Source organism: Mesorhizobium sp. f-mel, assembly GCF_053850215.1.
Genome location: NZ_JBSPTO010000017.1, coordinates 110,880 through 128,196 on the forward strand (window position 1 = coordinate 110,880; position 17,317 = coordinate 128,196).

Below are 17,317 nucleotides of genomic sequence, written 5' to 3' on the forward strand. Positions count from 1 at the left end.
AGGTGACGCCATGACCGACTACATCATCGTCGGCGCCGGCCCGGCCGGTTGCGTCCTCGCCAACCGGCTGAGCGAAGATCCCTCGCATCAGGTGCTGCTGCTCGAGGCCGGCGGCAAGGACTGGCATCCGCTGATCCATATGCCGGCCGGCTTCGCCAAGATGACCAAGGGCATTGCCGCCTGGGGCTGGTCGACCGTGCCGCAGAGGCACATGAAGAACCGCGTCTTTCGATACACGCAGGCCAAGGTGATCGGCGGCGGCTCCTCTATCAACGCTCAGATCTACACGCGCGGCAATGCCCGCGATTACGACGCCTGGGAGAAGGAAGAAGGCCTTGTCGGCTGGGGCTATCGCGACGTGCTGCCCTATTTCAAGCGGGCCGAGAACAACCAGCGCTACGCCAACGATTTTCACGGCGATCAGGGCCCGCTCGGCGTCTCGAACCCGATTGCGCCGCTGCCGATCTGTGAAGCCTATTTCCGCGCCGGACAGGAGATAGGCATTCCGTTCAATCCGGACTTCAACGGGGTAGCCCAGGAAGGCGTCGGCTACTATCAATTGACGCAGAAGGACGCGAGGCGCTCCTCCGCCTCGGTTGCCTATCTCAGGCCGATCCGCGAGCGCAAGAACCTGACCGTCAGGACCAATGTGCTGGTGACGCGCATCGTCATCGACAAAGGCCGCGCCGTCGGGGTCGAGATCATCGACAGGCCGGGCGGTCAGCCGACGATCCTGCGCGCCGAGCGCGAAGTGATCGTCTCGTCCGGCGCCATCGGCTCGCCGAAGCTGCTGATGCAGTCGGGCATCGGCCCGGCCGACCAACTGAAGTCGGTCGGCGTGACGCCGGTCCACGACCTGCCCGGTGTCGGTTCCAACCTGCAGGACCATCTCGACCTGTTCGTCATTGCCGAATGCACCGGCGACCACACCTACGACAACTACGCCAAGCTGCACCGGACGGTGTGGGCCGGCCTGCAGTATCTGCTGCTCAAGAAGGGACCGGTTGCCTCCAGCCTGTTCGAGACCGGCGGCTTCTGGTACGCCGATCCGACCGCCGCCTCGCCCGATATCCAGCTCCATCTCGGCCTCGGCTCCGGCATCGAGGCGGGCGTCGAGAAACTGAAAAATCCGGGCGTGACGCTGAACTCGGCCTTCCTGCGCCCGCGTTCACGCGGCACAGTACGGCTGAACAGTGCCGACCCGGCCGACAGCCCGCTGATCGATCCGAATTACTGGGCTGATCCCCACGATCGCGACATGTCGATCAAGGGGCTCAGGCTGGCGCGCGAGATCATGCGGCAGAAGGCGCTTGCCCCTTACGTGCTGCGCGAGGTGCTGCCGGGACGGACACTCACCAGCGACGAGGAGCTGTTCGACTATGCCTGCCGCAGTTCCAAGACCGACCACCACCCTGTCGGCACCTGCCGCATGGGCTATGGCGCGATGAGCGTGGTAACGCCCGACCTCAGGCTGCGCGGCATCGAGGGTCTGCGCGTCTGCGACGCCTCGGTGATGCCGCGCATCCCCTCCTCCAACACCAATGCACCGATGATCATGGTCGGCGAAAAAGGCGCCGATCTGATCCTTGGCCGCGAACCGCTGCCGCCGGCCGTGTTTTCCACCAACCAAGCGGCATGAGATCCCAAGAATGACAGGCACTGTGTCTTCGCTCGATTCCGCAATGACGTCACCGACGACGAGCGAGCGGCAATCCATGCCGCTCTCGAAGCATTGCGACGGCTGATCGACGGCATGGGCACGGTCGAATTCAGCGCCAACACCAGCCCAGAACCGTTCGCGCGCGGCTTCACGCACGGCTTCACCATCGACTTCCGCGATGCCGCAGCACGCGACGCCTATCTGATGCATGAGGCTCACAGCCGAGCCGGCGCCCGGCTGGTCGCGGCGCTTGAAGGCGGCACGGATGGACTGACGGTGTTCGATCTGGATATAAGCGCTTAGCTTACCCGAGCCTCAGCGCGACCACCCCGGCAACAATGCTGAGCACGGCGGCACCGCGCCATCCCGTCATCTTCTCGCCGAGCGCAAACACCGAAATCATCATGGCGAACAGGATGGAGGTTTCGCGCAGCGCCGCGACCGAGGCGATCGGCGCCTTGGTCATCGCCCACATCACGATCCAGTAGGCGGCGCCGCTGAGCACGCCGGTGTACACGCCCGCCTTCCAGTCGCGCGCCAGCACCGGCAGCGCCTTTGGTCCGCGAAAGATCAGGCACAGCACCAGCGCCCATGCCGCATCACAGACGAACAGCCATGCCGCATAGCTCGATGCAGTTGCGGCCAGCCGCGCGCCGCTGCCGTCTGAAAGCGTATAGCTGGCGATGAAGATCGATGTACCCAGCGCAAAGCTGACGGCACGCGGGTTCAGCCTTTCCAGATGCGCGCCGCCGCGAAACGACAGCACCAGCGTCCCGGCCGACAAAAGAACGATCCCGATGATGGCCAGCGGTGTCGGAACTTCAGCGACAACCACCATGCCGCCAAGTGCTGCAAGCAGCGGTGCGGTGCCGCGCGCCAGCGGATAGGTCTGCGCGAAATCACCGGCCTTATAGGCGCCGATCAGAAACGTTCTGTAACCCATGTGGAAGACCACCGAGGCGATGATATAGGGCCACACTTCCGACTTCGGCACCTCGACAAATGGCAGAGCCAGAAGCGCAACGGCGCCCATGCCGAGCGTCATCAGCGTGATCGACAGGAAGCGGTCGAGATGGACCTTGACCAGCGCGTTCCAGATCGCGTGCATGGCGGCGGCGGCAAGCACCGCGAAGAAGACGAACAAGCTCATCGGCGGGTCATCCCGCCTCCGGCCCCCGTTGTGAACGGCGTTTCCAGGTCGATGTCGACCCGCAGCGGAAAATGGTCCGAGGCGATTTCGTCGATATCGGCACTGACCGACCGCACGCGGCCCGCCAACATCCCGCCGACGAAGCAATGGTCGAGCCGGCGCTTTGCCAGCCTGCCGTCGATGGTCTTCACATGGGTATGGAAATCCGCCGTCGGTTCGCTGGCGACAGCGGCGGCATCGACAAAACCGTCGAGATAGGCAGCACCGCGATGGTACGGCGTGCTGCCGACTATGCGCCGGCACTCGGCGCTGCCCGGCTCCATGTTGAAATCGCCCATCCAGATCGCCGCCAGCGGGTTTTCCGGCTCCGGCTCGCCATTGCTCCAATTGCGCTCGGGTTCGTCATCGGCGCCGCTCCACGGGCCGCCGTCGGACGGTGCACGGCGATGCTCGGCGAGCAGGTAATCGATCTGCTCCAGCCGCTCTTCGACGGCGATATGCGCGAGATGCAGCGACAGCACCCGCACCGGACCGGCAGGGGTGCGGATCATGCATTCAAGCGCCGCGTTGCGGGTGTTGAGGGGACACACCGTGCGGCGCAGCGGCAACGTGTGCAGGCGCGACCAGACGATCGGCAGCTTGGACAGGATCATGGTGCCGAATTGCCGCCGCCGGTTGACGATGCGACCGTCATGTCGCTCGCTGGCGTCCATATCGAAGGCCGGCCCATAAACCCAATGGTATTCCGGCAGTAGCCGGGAAAGGATTTCCGGCTGGTCATCTTCGTTGCTGCGCAGCCAGTGCCGTTCCACTTCCTGCAACGCGATGATGTCTGCGCCAGCGACAACCTCGGCGGAGCGCGCGAGATCGTAACGGCCGTCGCTCCCGAAACCGTACTGGATGTTGTAGCTGACCAGCTTCATTGCTTAACCGGCTCAATTTCGTGATGGCAGTAGCGGTTTGGCGAATTGGTTGCAATGTGCAGCCGGATGGAGAGAGCTTGGGCCAGACAGCGCGCAGCTAAGTCGTCAGCGGCTGGAATCGTCCCGGCGGAGAGGCGGCCAATTCCGACCAGTCGATTTCCTCCTCCAGGCGATGATACGCTTCATCGCCGATCGTGCCGTCGATACGCAGCTGTTCCAGCGCGTCACGCTGGCTCTTTATCGCATAGAGACGCAATCTGTCGTACTCGGTCGCTGCCTGGGCGTCCTCCGGGTTTTCAGCGATCGTACGCTGCGCGGTAAATTGCTCGCGGACCACGGCCGCGGCATTCGATGTCTTGCCGCTCAACACGTCCAGCGCTGCCTGCATGATGGCGACGCGTGCCTGCGCGACCTCGCGGTCGACAGTTTCGTCCGGATCGAGACGCAGCAAGCGCAGCAGCGGCTTCAGGCTCATGCCTTGCAGCACCAATGTGCCGAGAACGACCGAGAAGGCGGCGAGCACGATCGGGTCGCGCCCCGGAAAGTCGGTCGGCAAGGCAAACGCTGCCGCAAGGGTGACCAGACCACGCATGCCACACCAGCCGATCAGCACGCCGCCGCGGAACGACGGGGCTTCAGCCTGCCGTTCCGCGTCACCGAAGGCGGCAAGCCACCTGATGATCGCGCCGCATCCCAGAACCCAGACAAGGCGCGAGACGATGACGACAGCCAGCACGGCTGCGGCGAAGACGAACGCTTCGACCTGCCCCTGCTCGGCCAGCCGGCCGACGATCAATCGTGCCTGAAGTCCCATCAGGACGAAGGCCAGAACGTTCAGCACGAAGACAGCCGTCTCCCAAACCGAGTAGGAGCTGACGCGATTTCTGGCCGGCATGCGGCGCGGCGCGGTGCGCGCGATGGTCATGGCATAGACGACGATCGTAATGATGGCGGAGAGCCCGATCTTGTCGGCCATGATCCAGACGCCGAAAGTCCCGGCAAATTGCACCACCGTGCCACTTGCCGGATCGCTGATGCGACTGAGGGTGACGAGAGACAGCCGGCCGAGCACATAACCAGCGGCAAGGCTGCCGACCGTCGACAGCAAGATCATCGGAACCGCGCTGCTCAGCAGGATGGAGCCGGCAGCAGCGGAAACCGCCATGCGGTAGATCAGGAGTGCCGTGGCATCGTTGAGCAGGCTTTCTCCTTGCAGGATCGCGGTGACGCGATGCGGCACCTTGAACTGTCCAAGCACGGCCGACGCTGCGACGGCATCGGGCGGCGCCACGATCGCGCCGAGGGCGATTGCCGCGGCGATCGGCAAGCCTGCCATTGTCCATCCGACAAGCGCCACGGCAGCAGTGGTGAAAACGACGGCGCCAAGCGCCAGCAAGGCAAGTGGCAGTCTGTAGCGATTGAGATCGCGCAGCGACGTGTCGTAGGCAGCATCGAGAAGCACCGGCGCGATGAACAAAGCGAGCGCCAGTTCGGGATCGATCTCGATGGTCGGCGCAAACGGCAGGAATGCGATGCCGGCGCCCGCCAACGCCAGCAACGAAGGATAAGGAACCTGGAGACGCCGCGACAGCGCCGTCAGCGCGACGGCGATCAGCAGAAGAATAAGGGTCAGCTCGAAAAGCGCCATCCCCTACCGTACCGGTGAAGCCGGGCGATTGGCACTGCAAAAAAAACGGCGACCGGCTTTGGCTAATGTGAATGGTGAATGGTGAACGGTGAATGGTGAATGGTTGCATGCAGAGACGTTTCGGCGCGTAAAGCGCCTTCTTGCTATTCACTATTCACCATTCACTTTCCCTAATGCAGCACCAGCATGTCGCCCGACGAGAAGGAAATCTCGGCCTTTTCGCCGACGGCGGGCGGCGGGGTGGCCGGACTGTTGAACGTGTCGAGCGATACCGTGCTGCCGCCGATGCCGACGCGAACCCGGATGACCGAACCGAGGAAATGCACTTCGGTGATCTCGCCCGAAAGACTGGCGTCACGGCCGGGATGGCGACCGAGCGAAATCGCCTCGGGCCGCAGCGCCAACGACAGCGTGTCGCCGGACTTGGAGCCGTTGAGCTTTCCCTGCAGCGAGATCTCTTGCGCGTTGACGCGCACCTTGCCCGACGCCGCGTCGGTGACGGTGCCTTCGAGCACGTTCAGCGTGCCGACGAAATTGGCAACGAACTTGGTCGCCGGCCGGTTGTAGATCTCGAACGGCGTGCCGACCTGCTCGGCCTTGCCGCCATACATGACGGCGATGCGGTCGGAGATCGACAGCGCCTCTTCCTGGTCGTGGGTGACGAAGACGGTGGTGATGCCGAGCTTCTTCTGGATCGAGCGGATTTCCTCGCGCAGCGACACGCGCACCTTGGCGTCGAGCGCCGACAGCGGCTCGTCGAGCAGCAGGAGCTTCGGCTTCGGCGCGATGGCCCGCGCCAGCGCGATACGCTGCTGCTGGCCGCCGGAGAGCTGATAGGGATAGCGGTCGCCCATCTGCGGCAGCTTGATGAGCTCGAGCATCTCGGCAACGCGCCTGTCGGCATCGGCCTTTGGCATGCCCGCGACCTTCAGCCCGAAGCCGATGTTCTGCGCCACCGTCAGGTTCGGAAACAGCGCATAGGCTTGGAACACCATGCCGACATTGCGCTGGTTGGGCTTGAGCCGGGTGATGTCCTTGCCGGCCACCACGATCTTGCCGGCGCTCGGCTCCTCGAAGCCGGCGACCATGCGCAGCACCGTCGTCTTGCCGCAGCCCGATGGCCCGAGGAAGGAGACAAATTCGCCCGGCTCGACGTCGAGATTGAAGTCCTGGACGACGGTAGTGGCGCCGAAGGCTTTTCGCACCTGCTGGATGGAGAGGAATGGCTCGGCCATGGCTTTTCTTTCGGTCAGTACTTTTCGATCAGTTTGGCCGGTTCGCCGATCGCGGCGCAAAACGCGACAGGATCTGGATCAGCGACATGCAGCCCCAGGTGATGGCGAACGAAATGAGCGCCAGTGCCGACGGCTCATAGGCACTGTTGGCGCCGATGTTCTGCAGATAGGGGCCAAAGGCTGGGCGATTCAACAGCGAGGCCATGGTGAACTCGCCGATAACGATGGCAAAACTCAGGAACGCGCCGGATAAGACAGCGATCAGTACGTTCGGCAGGATGATGCGGGCGATGATGGTGGTCCAGCCGGCGCCGAGGATTTGCGCGGCTTCGGTGAGCGTTCTGACGTCGATGGTCCTGAGACCGGTATCGACCGCCCGGTACATATAAGGCAGCGCCAGCACTGCATAGCCGATGACCAGCAGAGCATCGGTGCCGCGCGCTGTCGCCAGAAAGGGCAGCGTTGAATTCGAACCGAACATTCTGATGTAGCCGAAGACGATGACGATAGCGGGGATAACCAGCGGCAGCAGCGTTATGAACTCTATGACCGGCCGCAGATTCGGTAGCCGCAGCCGTATCCAGTAGGCCGTCGGGACAACGAGCAGCACGCCCAAAAGGATGGTGAAGATCGCCACAACGACGGAATAGGTAAATGTCGTCTGGAAATTCGGATCTCCGAAGACTGAGCGGTAGGCGTCAAAGGAGTATTCCCCTCGCCGCTTACGCAAAGAGAATTCAAAGGTCGCCAAAAGCGGCAGGACAAAATAAGTGGTTCCCACGCCAAAAACGAGCCAAGCCCAAAAGCGGCTGCCTTGCTTCATTTCAGCCACCGTTCGGCTCGCCGTTGGAACAAGATATAGAATAGGTTGGCCAGGCCGGTGATGACGATCATGCCGAACGCAAGCGCGTAGCCTAGATTCGGATTGTACAGCACGTCGCCGCGAATCTGCGCGAACAGCTGGATTGGCGCGATGTTGAGTGACGGCCCCGTCAGTGCATAGGCCGTTGCGACCGCCCCGAAGGCATTGGCAAAGAGGAGGACCGTCGTACCGAGAAAGCTCGGCCATAACACCGGGATGACCACCATGCGCCAATATTGCCAATTGGTTGCCCCGAGCGTGGCGGCAGCTTCGCCCCATTCCTTCTTCAACCCATCGACCGCCGGCGTGATGATGACGATCATCAATGGAATCTGGAAATAGAGATAGGTGAGAATCAGGCCCCAAAACGAAAAGATACTGAAGCCGAGCGAATAGATGTTGATGCCGAAAACGTCACGCAACAGGATCGTCGCCACTCCGAGCCGACCTAGCGTTGCAATGAACGAGAATGCCAGCGGTACGCCCGCGAAATTCGAGGCAACGCCCGAGAAGGTCAAGGTTGCCGAGCGTAACCACGGCGGCAAGCCTCCGCGAACCACTGCCACCGCCATGGCCAGGCCGATCAAGGCACCAAGGACCGCAGAGACAAAGCTGATCTGAATGGATACCCAATAGGCTGCGGCGAGCTTGGGTTGCGACAACGCAATGATGTTGTCGAACGTATAGTCGCCGGCTGCATTTTTGAACGCGCCCGCGATCAGCCCTACAGTGGGCAGGATCAGAAAGACCAGCGCGAAAACGAAGAACGGAGTTACGCCTAACCAATGCAGTGGCAGCCGAAGGCGGCTGATCTCCGGCGCGCCAGGACTGACGCGGGCTGTCTGGGACATTGTGGAGTCTGCCATGGAATTCCCGAAGTCTGGCATAGGGCGCCGGCCGCGAACGGCCGGCGCCCTATGAATTACTTCACGACGGCGCCAACGATGGCATCCCAGTTCGTGCTGATTTCCTTCTTGGCGGCGTTCTGTTCCTCCAAGGTTGGAAAGATCGCTTTTTCGTAGTTCTCGGCGGCCGGCAGCTTGTCCAGCATCTCCTTCGGGATCACGCCCTTCTTGGCGAGATCATTGAAGCGGATCGGGTGGCAGTAGCCCTTCAGCCAGCCCAGCTGCCCTTCGTCCGAGTAGAGATACTCCATCCACAGTTTGGCGGCGTTCGGATGCGGCGCATAGGCGCTGATCGCCTGTACGTAGACGCCTGCGACCACTGCTCCCTTTGGCACGACGATTTCGATTTCCGGATTGCCAGCCATCTTGTCGCGCATGGCGAGCAGGTTGTAGTCCCAGTTCATCACGATCGGCGTCGTGCCCTGGGCGACAGCTGCCGCTTCACCGTCGACCGGCACGAAGTTGCCGGCATCGTTGAGCTGCTTGAAGAACTGCAGACCCTTGGCGGCGGCGTCCTGGCCGCCGGTACCGCCAGCCGCGAGGCCCGAAGCGTAGACCGACATGACGGCGTTGTTCGAGGTGCGCGGGTCACCGGCGAGCGCCACCGAGTTGGCATATTCCGGCTTCAGCAGGTCAGCCCAGTCCTGTGGTGCGTTCTGCACGACGGCCTTGTTCACGCCGAAGGCGAGCACGCCGTAGTAGTCGCCGTACCAGTAGCCGTCGGCGTCCTTGGCGCTGTCAGGGATCGAATCCCAGGTCGACACCTTGTAGGGCTGGATCAGGCCGTCTGCCTTGGCGGACGGGCCAAACGACAGGCCGACGTCGATGACATCAGGCGCCTGCGGGCCCTTATTGTCCTTGTTGGCCTTGATCGCCTCGATCTCATCGCCGGAGCCGGCATCGGGATTGAGCTCGTTGATGGTGATTTCCGGATACTTCGACTTGAAGCCGGCGATGACGTCGCCGTAGCCGCACCAGCTGTGCGGCAGCGCGATGGTGGTGAGCTGGCCTTCCGCCTTGGCGGCGGCGACCAGTTCATCCATGGACTGCGCCGACGAGATGGCAGAGGTCGCCATCAGGGCGACGGCCGTAAGGGAAAGCACTTTTCCCGTGAATTTGAACATGTGTTCTCTCCGTTGAACTGACGCCGTTGGACGCCTGCGATGCGGTATCGTTTTCGTGTGACAGCCCGATGAAAGCTTTGTGAAAGCGATGCCCTGCAGTACGAAAAAGTAAACTCTTTTTAACCGGCTGTAGCAATCGCCCCGCGATTATTTTTCCGGCTAACGAATTTCTGTCTTACCTTTCATCTTTTCCCCTTTCTTTGCCTCAATTTCCCAGATCAACTTTCGGCGCGCAAAACCGTCTCAGACGGTGCCGGCAATGGCATTGTCGAGCAGCGTCAGCGCCGCCTTCCTGGTCAGCTTGACCGGGTTGCCGCCGGCGGTGGGATCGACCACCGCCATGTCGGCGATCAGGCCCTTGCGCTTCTTGTCCATGTCGAGCCCCTTGATTAGGCCCGGCAGCGCGTGCGGCACCTTCAATTCCTTGCGAAGCTTGATGACGGCCTTGGCGAAGCCGTCGAAGCCGCCCTTGATGCCGCAATAAGCTGCGAGCCGGGCGATGCGCACCTCGATGGCCTCGCGGTTGAAAGCCAGCACATAAGGCATGAACACGGCGTTGGTCATGCCGTGATGGGTGTCGTAGAGCGCGCCGATCGGATGCGACAGCGAGTGGATGGCACCCAGCCCCTTCTGGAAAGCGGCGGCGCCCATGGCGGCCGCACTCATCATGTGGGCGCGGGCGACGAGATCCTTACCGTTGGCATAGGCCTTCGGCAGGTTCTCGAAGACGAGCCGCACGCCTTCGACAGCGATGCCGTCGGCCATCGGATGATAGCCCGGCGCGCAATAGGCCTCGAGGCAGTGAGCAAGCGCGTCCATGCCTGTGCCGGCGGTGATGAAGCCCGGCATGCCGACCGACAACTCCGGATCGGCGATGACGATGGCCGGCAAAAGTTTCGGATGGAAGATGACCTTCTTGGTGTGGGTCGCTTCATTGGTGATGACGCCGGCGCGGCCGACCTCCGAGCCGGTGCCGGCGGTGGTCGGCACGGCGATGATCGGTGCGATCGCATCGGAGTTGGCGCGCGTCCACCAGTCACTGATATCTTCGAAATCCCAGACCGGCCGCGCCTGGCCGGCCTGGAAGGCGATCAGCTTGCCGAGGTCGAGCGCCGAGCCGCCGCCGAAGGCTATGACGCCGTCATGCTTGCCCTTCTGGAACACGGCAATGCCGGCGGTCAGGTTGGAGTCGACCGGGTTCGGCTTGACCTCGGAAAACACGCCATAGGGTACTTTGGCGTCGTCGAGGATCTTCAGCGTCGAGGCGACCACCGGCAGCTTGGCTAGCCCCGGATCGGTAACGAAGAGCGGCCGCTTGATGCCGGTGGCATCAAGCACATCAGGCAATTCCTTGATGCGCCCGGCGCCGAAGCGCACGGTTGTCGGATAGTTCCATTTGGAAATCAATTTTGTCATTTTTATCTTTCGAAAAATCAGATGGCTTCACGTAGATGGTATGATTTCGGCCTGGTCAGATTGTCGTAGCCGATGGCCGACAGTGCGGCGCCCTTGCCGGTGTCCTTGACACCGGTCCAGACCAGCGCCGGATCAAGATAGTCGCAGCGGTTCATGAACACGGTGCCGGTCTCGATGCGATCGCCGATCGCCGCCGCATGCTCGGTGTCGGGCGTCCAGATCGAGGCTGTCAGCCCATAGGGGCTGTCGTTCATCAGCGCGATCGCCTCTTCGTCGTTGCGCACCTTCATGATGCCGACGATCGGCCCAAAACTTTCCTCGCGCATAACACTCATCTGATGATCGACCCCGGTCAGCACTTCCGGCGCCAGATAGGGCGAGCCTTGCTCGTCATTGGCAACCTTCATGTTGATGTGGGCCTTGGCGCCCTTGCGCAGCGCCTCGGCCTTCTGCTCGCGGATCAGGTCGGCGAAGCGCGCCTGTGCCATCGGCCCCATCGTCGTCGCCTGGTCGAGTGGGTTGCCGACGACGTAGTTCTTGGTTTCGGCGATAAAGCCTTCGATGAATTCATCATAGACCTTCTCATGGACATAGACGCGCTCGATGCCGCAGCAGCACTGGCCGGAATTGTAGAAGGCCCCGTCGACCAGGTTAGCGACGGCATGATCCATCTTGGCGTCGGCCAGGACATAGGCCGGGTCCTTGCCGCCGAGTTCGAGGCCGAGCGTCATGAAGGTGCCTGCCGCGGCCTTTTCGATGGCGCGGCCACCGCCAACCGAGCCGGTGAAATTGACATGGTCGATCTTGCCCGAGCCGAGCAGTTTTTCGGTCTGCACATGGTTCATGACGAGGTTCTGGAACAGAGCCTTGGGCAGGCCTGCTTTGTCGAACGCCTGTTGAAAACGTTCGCCGACCAGCAGCGTCTGCGCCGCATGCTTAAGGATGACGGCACTGCCGGCCATCAGCGCCGGCACGATGGTGTTGACGGCGGTGAGATAGGGATAGTTCCACGGCGCAATCACCATGACCACGCCGAGCGGCACCTTCTTCACATAGCGGCGAAACCCGTCCTTCGGATTGGAGGCGAGGACCGGCTTGAGTGCCGCTTCCGCGATCTCGACCATGTAGCTGGTACGTTCCCTGACGCCGCCGAACTCGCCGCCATAGCGCACCGGACGACCCATCTGCCAGGCGATCTCCGGCACGATCTCGTCGGTCATGGCGACCAACGCTTCCAACATGGCAAGCATGTATTTGCCGCGTTCGACGATCGGTGTCTCAGCCCATTTCTCCTGCGCCGCCTTGGCACGCTCGACCGCCGCATTGATCGCCTGGTCCGTGGCCACAGGCCGCTCGGCATAGATCGAACCATCGACGGGAGATTTTATCTTGACCGTTTCGGTCATTCCTTTGAGTCCTCACGGTTAATGACAATCTCGGTTTGGGCCGCCCGTCCGTCCGGCACCAAAGGCCGAAGGCAGCACTGGCGTAGTTTAGTACCGCTCGAACCCCCTGTGCAGTTCCCAATCGGTAATGCGGCGGTCGTATTCGAACTGCTCCCAGTGTGCCGTATGGACATAATGCTCGAGCACGCCGTCGCCGAGCGCCTGCTTCAGCATCTCCGATTTCGCCAGCGTCTCGGTGGCATCACGCAGGGTCTTCGGAATTTCCGGCAGCTGCGAGGCTTGATAGGCATCGCCGACGAAGGGTTTTTGCAGTTCAAGCTTTTCGTCGATGCCGGCAAGGCCGGCCGCGATCAGCGCGGCGAAGGCGAGATAGGGGTTCAGATCGGCGCCGCCGATGCGGCATTCCATGCGGATGCCCTTGGTGCCCTCGCCGCACAGGCGGAAACCGGCGGTGCGGTTGTCCTCGCTCCACATGATCTTGGTCGGCGCGAAAGTGCCGGCCTGGAAGCGTTTGTAGGAGTTGATGTAGGGCGCCAGGAACCAGGTGAATTCCTTGGCGTATTTGAGCTGGCCCGCCGCCCATTGCTGGCCGAGCGTAGACAGCGTCCATTCGGCATTCTTGTCATAAAAAAGCGGCGTCTTGCCGTCGGCGCTCCACAGCGAATTGTGGATGTGGCTGGAATTGCCGGCCAGCCCGTAATTGTACTTGGCCATGAACGAAATCGCCTTGCCTTCAGACTCGGCGATCTCCTTGGCGCCGTTCTTCAGGATGACGTGGCGGTCGGCCATGTCGAGCGCCTCGGCATAGCGGACGTTGATTTCTTCCTGGCCCGGACCCCACTCGCCCTTGGAGTTCTCGATCGGTATGCCGGCCGCTTCCATCTCGTTGCGCAGCCGGCGCATGACGCCTTCTTCCTTGGTGGTGATGCCGATCTGGTAGTCGCCGATATAGGGCGAGGCTGTGTCGAGGCCTTGCCAGTGCTTCTTGCGAGCGGAATCGTAGGTTTCGCTGAACAGATAGAATTCGAGCTCGGAGGCGAAATAGCCGATATAGCCGCGCTCGCTCAGCCGTTTGACCTGCTTCTTCAGGATGGCGCGCGGCGAATGCGGCAGGTCATCATGGGTGTGGTGGTCGAGCACGTCGCAGATCACAAGCGCCGTCTTTTCCAGCCATGGAATGCGCCGCAGCGTCGACAAATCGGGCTTCATGATGAAGTCGCCGTAACCCTTCGACCAGCTCGCCGCCTTATAGCCGGGCACCGGCTCCATATCGATGTCGGCGGCCAATAGATAGTTGCAGCCATGCGTCTCATCATGGGCGGAATCGACGAAATACTGGGCCAGGAACCGCTTTCCCGCCAGCCGCCCCTGCATGTCGACGATGCAGGCGAGCACCGTGTCGACCTCCCCGCTGGAGACCGCTTTCTTCAACTGATCGAACGAAAAATTTCCGGCCATTCTTGCAAGCTCCGCCGCCTTTGTGGCGCTTCGAGAGTTCAAATCTGGACCCGGCCGCGAGAAGCGGCCGGGTGTTTTTGGGTTCGAGACAGGTCAGGCTTTCTGCGCGTGCTCCAGCGCGAACTCTTCTTCCGGCGACAGGATCAGCTTGTGACGGCCGACCAGCCCGAAATAGACGATCGCGATGGCGAACCACAGCGCCACCCACACCACGCCCTTGGTGAAGTTCGCGTCCTGAATCTGGTAGAGCAGGGTGACCACGCCGATGACGATCGTCAGCACGGCGCCCGGGACGCCGAGCGGGCTGCGATAAGGACGCTCCATGTTCGGCTGGTTCTGACGCAGCATGATGAAGGACACCGCCTGCAGGATGTAGGAGAACATCGCCCCGAACACCGCCATGTTCAGCAACACCGAGCCGATGAGCGAACCGGCCGTATCGCCGCCAAGCGCGAACCACATGATCAGCATGATGCCGAAGCCGACGATGGCGCCCGCAAACATCGCCACATAGGGAGTCTTGTAGGATTTGTGGGTCACCGACAGCGCCGACGGGAAATAGCCCGCGCGGCTCAGCGAATAGACCTGGCGGCCCATGGCGAAAATGATGGTGTGGAAGCTTGCGATCAACCCAATCAGCGCGATGAGGCCGAGCAGCACTGCGCCCGAGTCGCCATAAATCGCCCGGAACCCGTCAAGCAAAGGCTCGCCGGAAGTGGCGAGTTTGAAGGAACCGACTCCGACGACCGACGGGTTGAGCAGCACGATCATGAAGGCCGAGACGATCAGCGTCAGCATGCCGGCGATAATGCCGCGCGGCATATCGCGCTTGGGGTCGACCGATTCTTCGGCCGCCAGCGGAAGCTGCTCGATCGCCAGGAACAACCACACCGCGAAGGGCAGCGTCGCCAGCACGCCCGAGAAGCCGAACGGGAACATCGAGCCATTGCCTTCGGGAAGTTCCATCGCCGCTCCGTCCGGGCCGACATCGATGTTCAGCGCCCAGCGCGAAAAGTCCATGCTCGGAATGGCGCTGATCCAGAATACGATCAGCACGGCGAGCGACAGCAGCGTCACGACCAGGGTGACGCGGAAGGACAGCGCGACGCCGAAAATATTCAGCGCCAGGAACACGGCATAGGTCACCAGCCACCAAAGTGGTGGCCAGACGCTGGAGTCGGGAAAGGCGACCGACCAGATGCCTCCCATGTAGGAGCCAATGAAGAAGGCGATGACGGCGGGCGTCACAACATACTCGACGTTTTCGCAAAGTCCGGTGATGAAGCCGCCCCATGGCCCCATCGCCGTCCGGGCGAAGGAGTATGCAGCGCCGGTGTGCGGCAAAGCCGGGCTCATCTCGGCGATCGAGAAGACGAGGCCGATATACATGATGGCAATGATGATGCCGGCCACCAGCATGCCGCCCCAGCCGCCCGTCCCGAATCCGAAATTCCAGCCCGAAAAATGTCCCGATATGACGGCACCGACGCCGAGCGCCCACAGATGCCAGACATTGGCGTGACGCACCAGTTGCCGGTCCTCGAAATAAGATTTGTCGCGCTTCGCGTAGGCGACGCTGCCGACTTGCTTCGTATTACCGCCTGCCATGTGAAAGTCCCCTTCTTCTTGTCAGTTGACCGGTTCCACCGGATGGCCGAGCCCGCGCCGGCCAGATCCCTGGGAACCGGATGACGGCTCGAGATCGGAAAAGATCCCCGTGAGCAGATCCGCCCATTTTCGCTGCCCGGCTTCGTCGGATATTTCGTCGTTGCGGATTTCGATCATCGCGCAGGGTAACCCCCGCGGACGCGCGTGCCGTTCCAGCGTGAAATAGACGCGGTCGGCCGGCGAATAGGGTTCGTTGATGCCGACCGTGACGCCGGCGAGTCGCTGCAGCGCGGCGACAAGCGGCGCTGCCAGCCGGCGATCCTCGTCATGGATGATGCCGATGTGCCAGGGCCGGCTCATACCTTTGTAGACCGGGGTGAAGGAATGGATTGAAACCAGCCGCGTCTCGAACCCGCGCGCCAGCCTTTTGTTGATGATACTCGCGACCGCATCATGGAAGGGTTGCCAGGACAGAGCGATGCGCGCGGCGCGCTGCTTTTCCGACAGGCCGGTATTGCCCGGAATGGCCGTGGTCTCGCTGACCGGCGGCACCAGGTCGGGCGCGTCCAGTGGCCGGTTGCAGTCGATGACAAGGCGCGAAATGCGGGTCTCGACCAGCGTGGCGTCAAGCGCCTCGGCCATGCGGCGGGCGACCGGGAGCGCGCCGGGGTCCCAGGCGATGTGGCGGGAAAGCTCTCCGGCAGCAAGGCCGAGCGTTCCGAATTCCGGCGGCAGGAAGTTGGAGGCGTGATCGCAGGTCAGCACGAAAGGGCTCGATCCGCCAGGGTTCGTCACCCTCACGGTTTCAGGCGATGCAAGGCTGGCGGGCCGTGCTGTCTCCATTGTTTTCAGTCCCCGGGGAGCGCTGTATCGTATATTACGTATTTTGTCTCATTGCGTCCCTGTGGATGATTTCATACAGTTTATCCGGCTTTGTCAAACGCGATTTCGGGTCATATGCGATTTCGGCAAAACGGCCAGGGTGGCAAAAGATGATTTCGAGCATTGCCGAACTGATCTCGGACCGCATCGGCACGATGCCGGCGGGCGAGCGCCGCGCGGCGCAAACGCTGATCGCCAATTACCCGCTGATCGGCCTGAAGACGGTCGCCGAGTTCTCAGCTGCCGCCGGCGTTTCCTCGCCGACCATCCTGCGTTTCGTCGCCCGGCTCGGCTTGCAGAACTACCCGGAATTTCAGTCGGCGCTGCAGGACGAGCTGGCGGCGCAACTGCAGTCGCCGGCGTCACGGACGCTCAACCCGCCATCGCCGAACGGCGGCGCAGTGTCGCCGATGCTGGAGGCGACGCTCGACAACATGCGCGAGACGTTCAGGCACCTGTCCGACAAACAGCTTGCCGACATCGTCGCAAAGCTTGCCGACCGGCGCGGCAAGACCTTCCTGATCGGTGGCCGCTTCACCGATCCACTGGCGCGCTACATGGCCGCCCACCTCGCCATCATCCAGCCCAATGTCTTTCACCTCGCCGGACAGGAAAGCGTCTGGCGCGACCGGCTGATCGACATGGGAAAGCGGGACGTGCTGGTGATCTTCGACATCAGGCGCTACCAGGACAGCTTGGTCCGTTTCGCCGAGACGGCGCATCAGCGCGGCGTGCAGATCGTGCTGTTCACCGACCAGTGGCTGTCGCCGATCGCTCGCTTCGCCCGCCATGTCATCGCCGGGCGCACCGCCGTGCCCTCGGCCTGGGACTCTTCGGCGGCCCTTTTCGTCGTTGCCGAAACGCTGATCGGTGCCGTCACCCGGCAGCTCGAGGCCGACGGCGCCAAACGAATCCGCGAGCTGGAAAGCCTGCGGTAGCGGGCGCCGTCGATGCCGTAGATGCCAAACTCAACCGCGGCAGGCCGCAAACGCAAAACGGCCCGCACTGAGGCGGGCCGTTTTGGGTATTTGGTTGCGGGG

General features: G+C 62.3%; 14 protein-coding genes and 1 pseudogene. 3 read left to right on the forward strand and 12 right to left on the reverse strand.

What is annotated here, in order from left to right; genetic code table 11:
- Positions 1–10: 10 nt before the first annotated feature.
- Both ACWUKX_RS20435 and ACWUKX_RS20440 read left to right on the forward strand, forming a co-directional pair.
- The gene (locus ACWUKX_RS20435; protein WP_456008656.1) at positions 11–1,639 is read left to right on the forward strand and encodes a GMC family oxidoreductase; all 1,629 of its coding nucleotides are present in this window, start codon (positions 11–13) and stop codon (positions 1,637–1,639) included.
- Positions 1,640–1,666: 27 nt separating this feature from the next.
- Positions 1,667–1,963: pseudogene (locus ACWUKX_RS20440) on the forward strand (Dabb family protein); the annotation flags it as partial.
- A gap of 1 nt (position 1,964) precedes the next feature.
- Here ACWUKX_RS20440 and ACWUKX_RS20445 read toward each other — a convergent pair.
- The 12 genes from ACWUKX_RS20445 to ACWUKX_RS20500 all read right to left on the reverse strand — a co-directional run bounded on the left by ACWUKX_RS20445 (position 1,965) and on the right by ACWUKX_RS20500 (position 16,238).
- Entirely contained in the window at positions 1,965–2,810 is an 846-nt protein-coding gene (locus ACWUKX_RS20445) for an EamA family transporter (RefSeq protein WP_456008658.1), read from the reverse strand.
- A complete protein-coding gene (locus ACWUKX_RS20450; RefSeq protein ID WP_456008659.1) occupies positions 2,807–3,733 on the reverse strand; it encodes an endonuclease/exonuclease/phosphatase family protein in 927 nt (308 codons plus the stop codon). The genes ACWUKX_RS20445 and ACWUKX_RS20450 overlap by 4 nt, the downstream gene beginning before the upstream one ends.
- Before the next feature lie 97 nt (positions 3,734–3,830).
- The gene (locus ACWUKX_RS20455; protein ID WP_456008660.1) at positions 3,831–5,381 is read right to left on the reverse strand and encodes a cation:proton antiporter; all 1,551 of its coding nucleotides are present in this window, start codon (positions 5,379–5,381) and stop codon (positions 3,831–3,833) included.
- A 170-nt stretch (positions 5,382–5,551) separates the two neighbouring features.
- The gene (locus ACWUKX_RS20460) at positions 5,552–6,616 is read right to left on the reverse strand and encodes an ABC transporter ATP-binding protein (protein ID WP_095517252.1); all 1,065 of its coding nucleotides are present in this window, start codon (positions 6,614–6,616) and stop codon (positions 5,552–5,554) included.
- Between the two features lie 28 nt (positions 6,617–6,644).
- Positions 6,645–7,439, reverse strand: a complete 795-nt coding sequence (locus tag ACWUKX_RS20465) for an ABC transporter permease (protein ID WP_095517253.1) — start codon at positions 7,437–7,439, stop codon at positions 6,645–6,647.
- On the reverse strand, positions 7,436–8,329 hold the full coding sequence (locus ACWUKX_RS20470) for an ABC transporter permease (protein ID WP_456008661.1): 894 nt from the start codon (positions 8,327–8,329) through the stop codon (positions 7,436–7,438). The genes ACWUKX_RS20465 and ACWUKX_RS20470 overlap by 4 nt, the downstream gene beginning before the upstream one ends.
- A 71-nt stretch (positions 8,330–8,400) precedes the next feature.
- Positions 8,401–9,507 carry an ABC transporter substrate-binding protein gene (locus ACWUKX_RS20475; protein ID WP_456008662.1) on the reverse strand — a complete coding sequence of 369 codons (1,107 nt, stop codon included), beginning with the start codon at positions 9,505–9,507 and terminating at the stop codon, positions 8,401–8,403.
- Positions 9,508–9,750: 243 nt separating this feature from the next.
- Positions 9,751–10,923 carry an iron-containing alcohol dehydrogenase gene (locus ACWUKX_RS20480; RefSeq protein WP_456008663.1) on the reverse strand — a complete coding sequence of 391 codons (1,173 nt, stop codon included), beginning with the start codon at positions 10,921–10,923 and terminating at the stop codon, positions 9,751–9,753.
- A 17-nt stretch (positions 10,924–10,940) separates the two neighbouring features.
- Positions 10,941–12,329 carry an aldehyde dehydrogenase family protein gene (locus tag ACWUKX_RS20485; RefSeq protein WP_456008664.1) on the reverse strand — a complete coding sequence of 463 codons (1,389 nt, stop codon included), beginning with the start codon at positions 12,327–12,329 and terminating at the stop codon, positions 10,941–10,943.
- Between the two features lie 87 nt (positions 12,330–12,416).
- The gene (locus ACWUKX_RS20490) at positions 12,417–13,787 is read right to left on the reverse strand and encodes a glutamine synthetase family protein (protein WP_456008665.1); all 1,371 of its coding nucleotides are present in this window, start codon (positions 13,785–13,787) and stop codon (positions 12,417–12,419) included.
- A 93-nt stretch (positions 13,788–13,880) separates the two neighbouring features.
- Positions 13,881–15,395, reverse strand: a complete 1,515-nt coding sequence (locus ACWUKX_RS20495; protein WP_456008666.1) for an amino acid permease — start codon at positions 15,393–15,395, stop codon at positions 13,881–13,883.
- 21 nt (positions 15,396–15,416) lie between these two features.
- Positions 15,417–16,238 (reverse strand): N-formylglutamate amidohydrolase, encoded by an 822-nt coding sequence (locus ACWUKX_RS20500; protein ID WP_456008667.1) that lies wholly within the window; start codon positions 16,236–16,238, stop codon positions 15,417–15,419.
- 149 nt (positions 16,239–16,387) lie between these two features.
- Between ACWUKX_RS20500 and ACWUKX_RS20505 the strand changes: the two genes are divergently transcribed.
- A complete protein-coding gene (locus tag ACWUKX_RS20505) occupies positions 16,388–17,215 on the forward strand; it encodes a MurR/RpiR family transcriptional regulator (RefSeq protein ID WP_287115143.1) in 828 nt (275 codons plus the stop codon).
- The last annotated feature ends 102 nt before the right edge of the window (positions 17,216–17,317 follow it).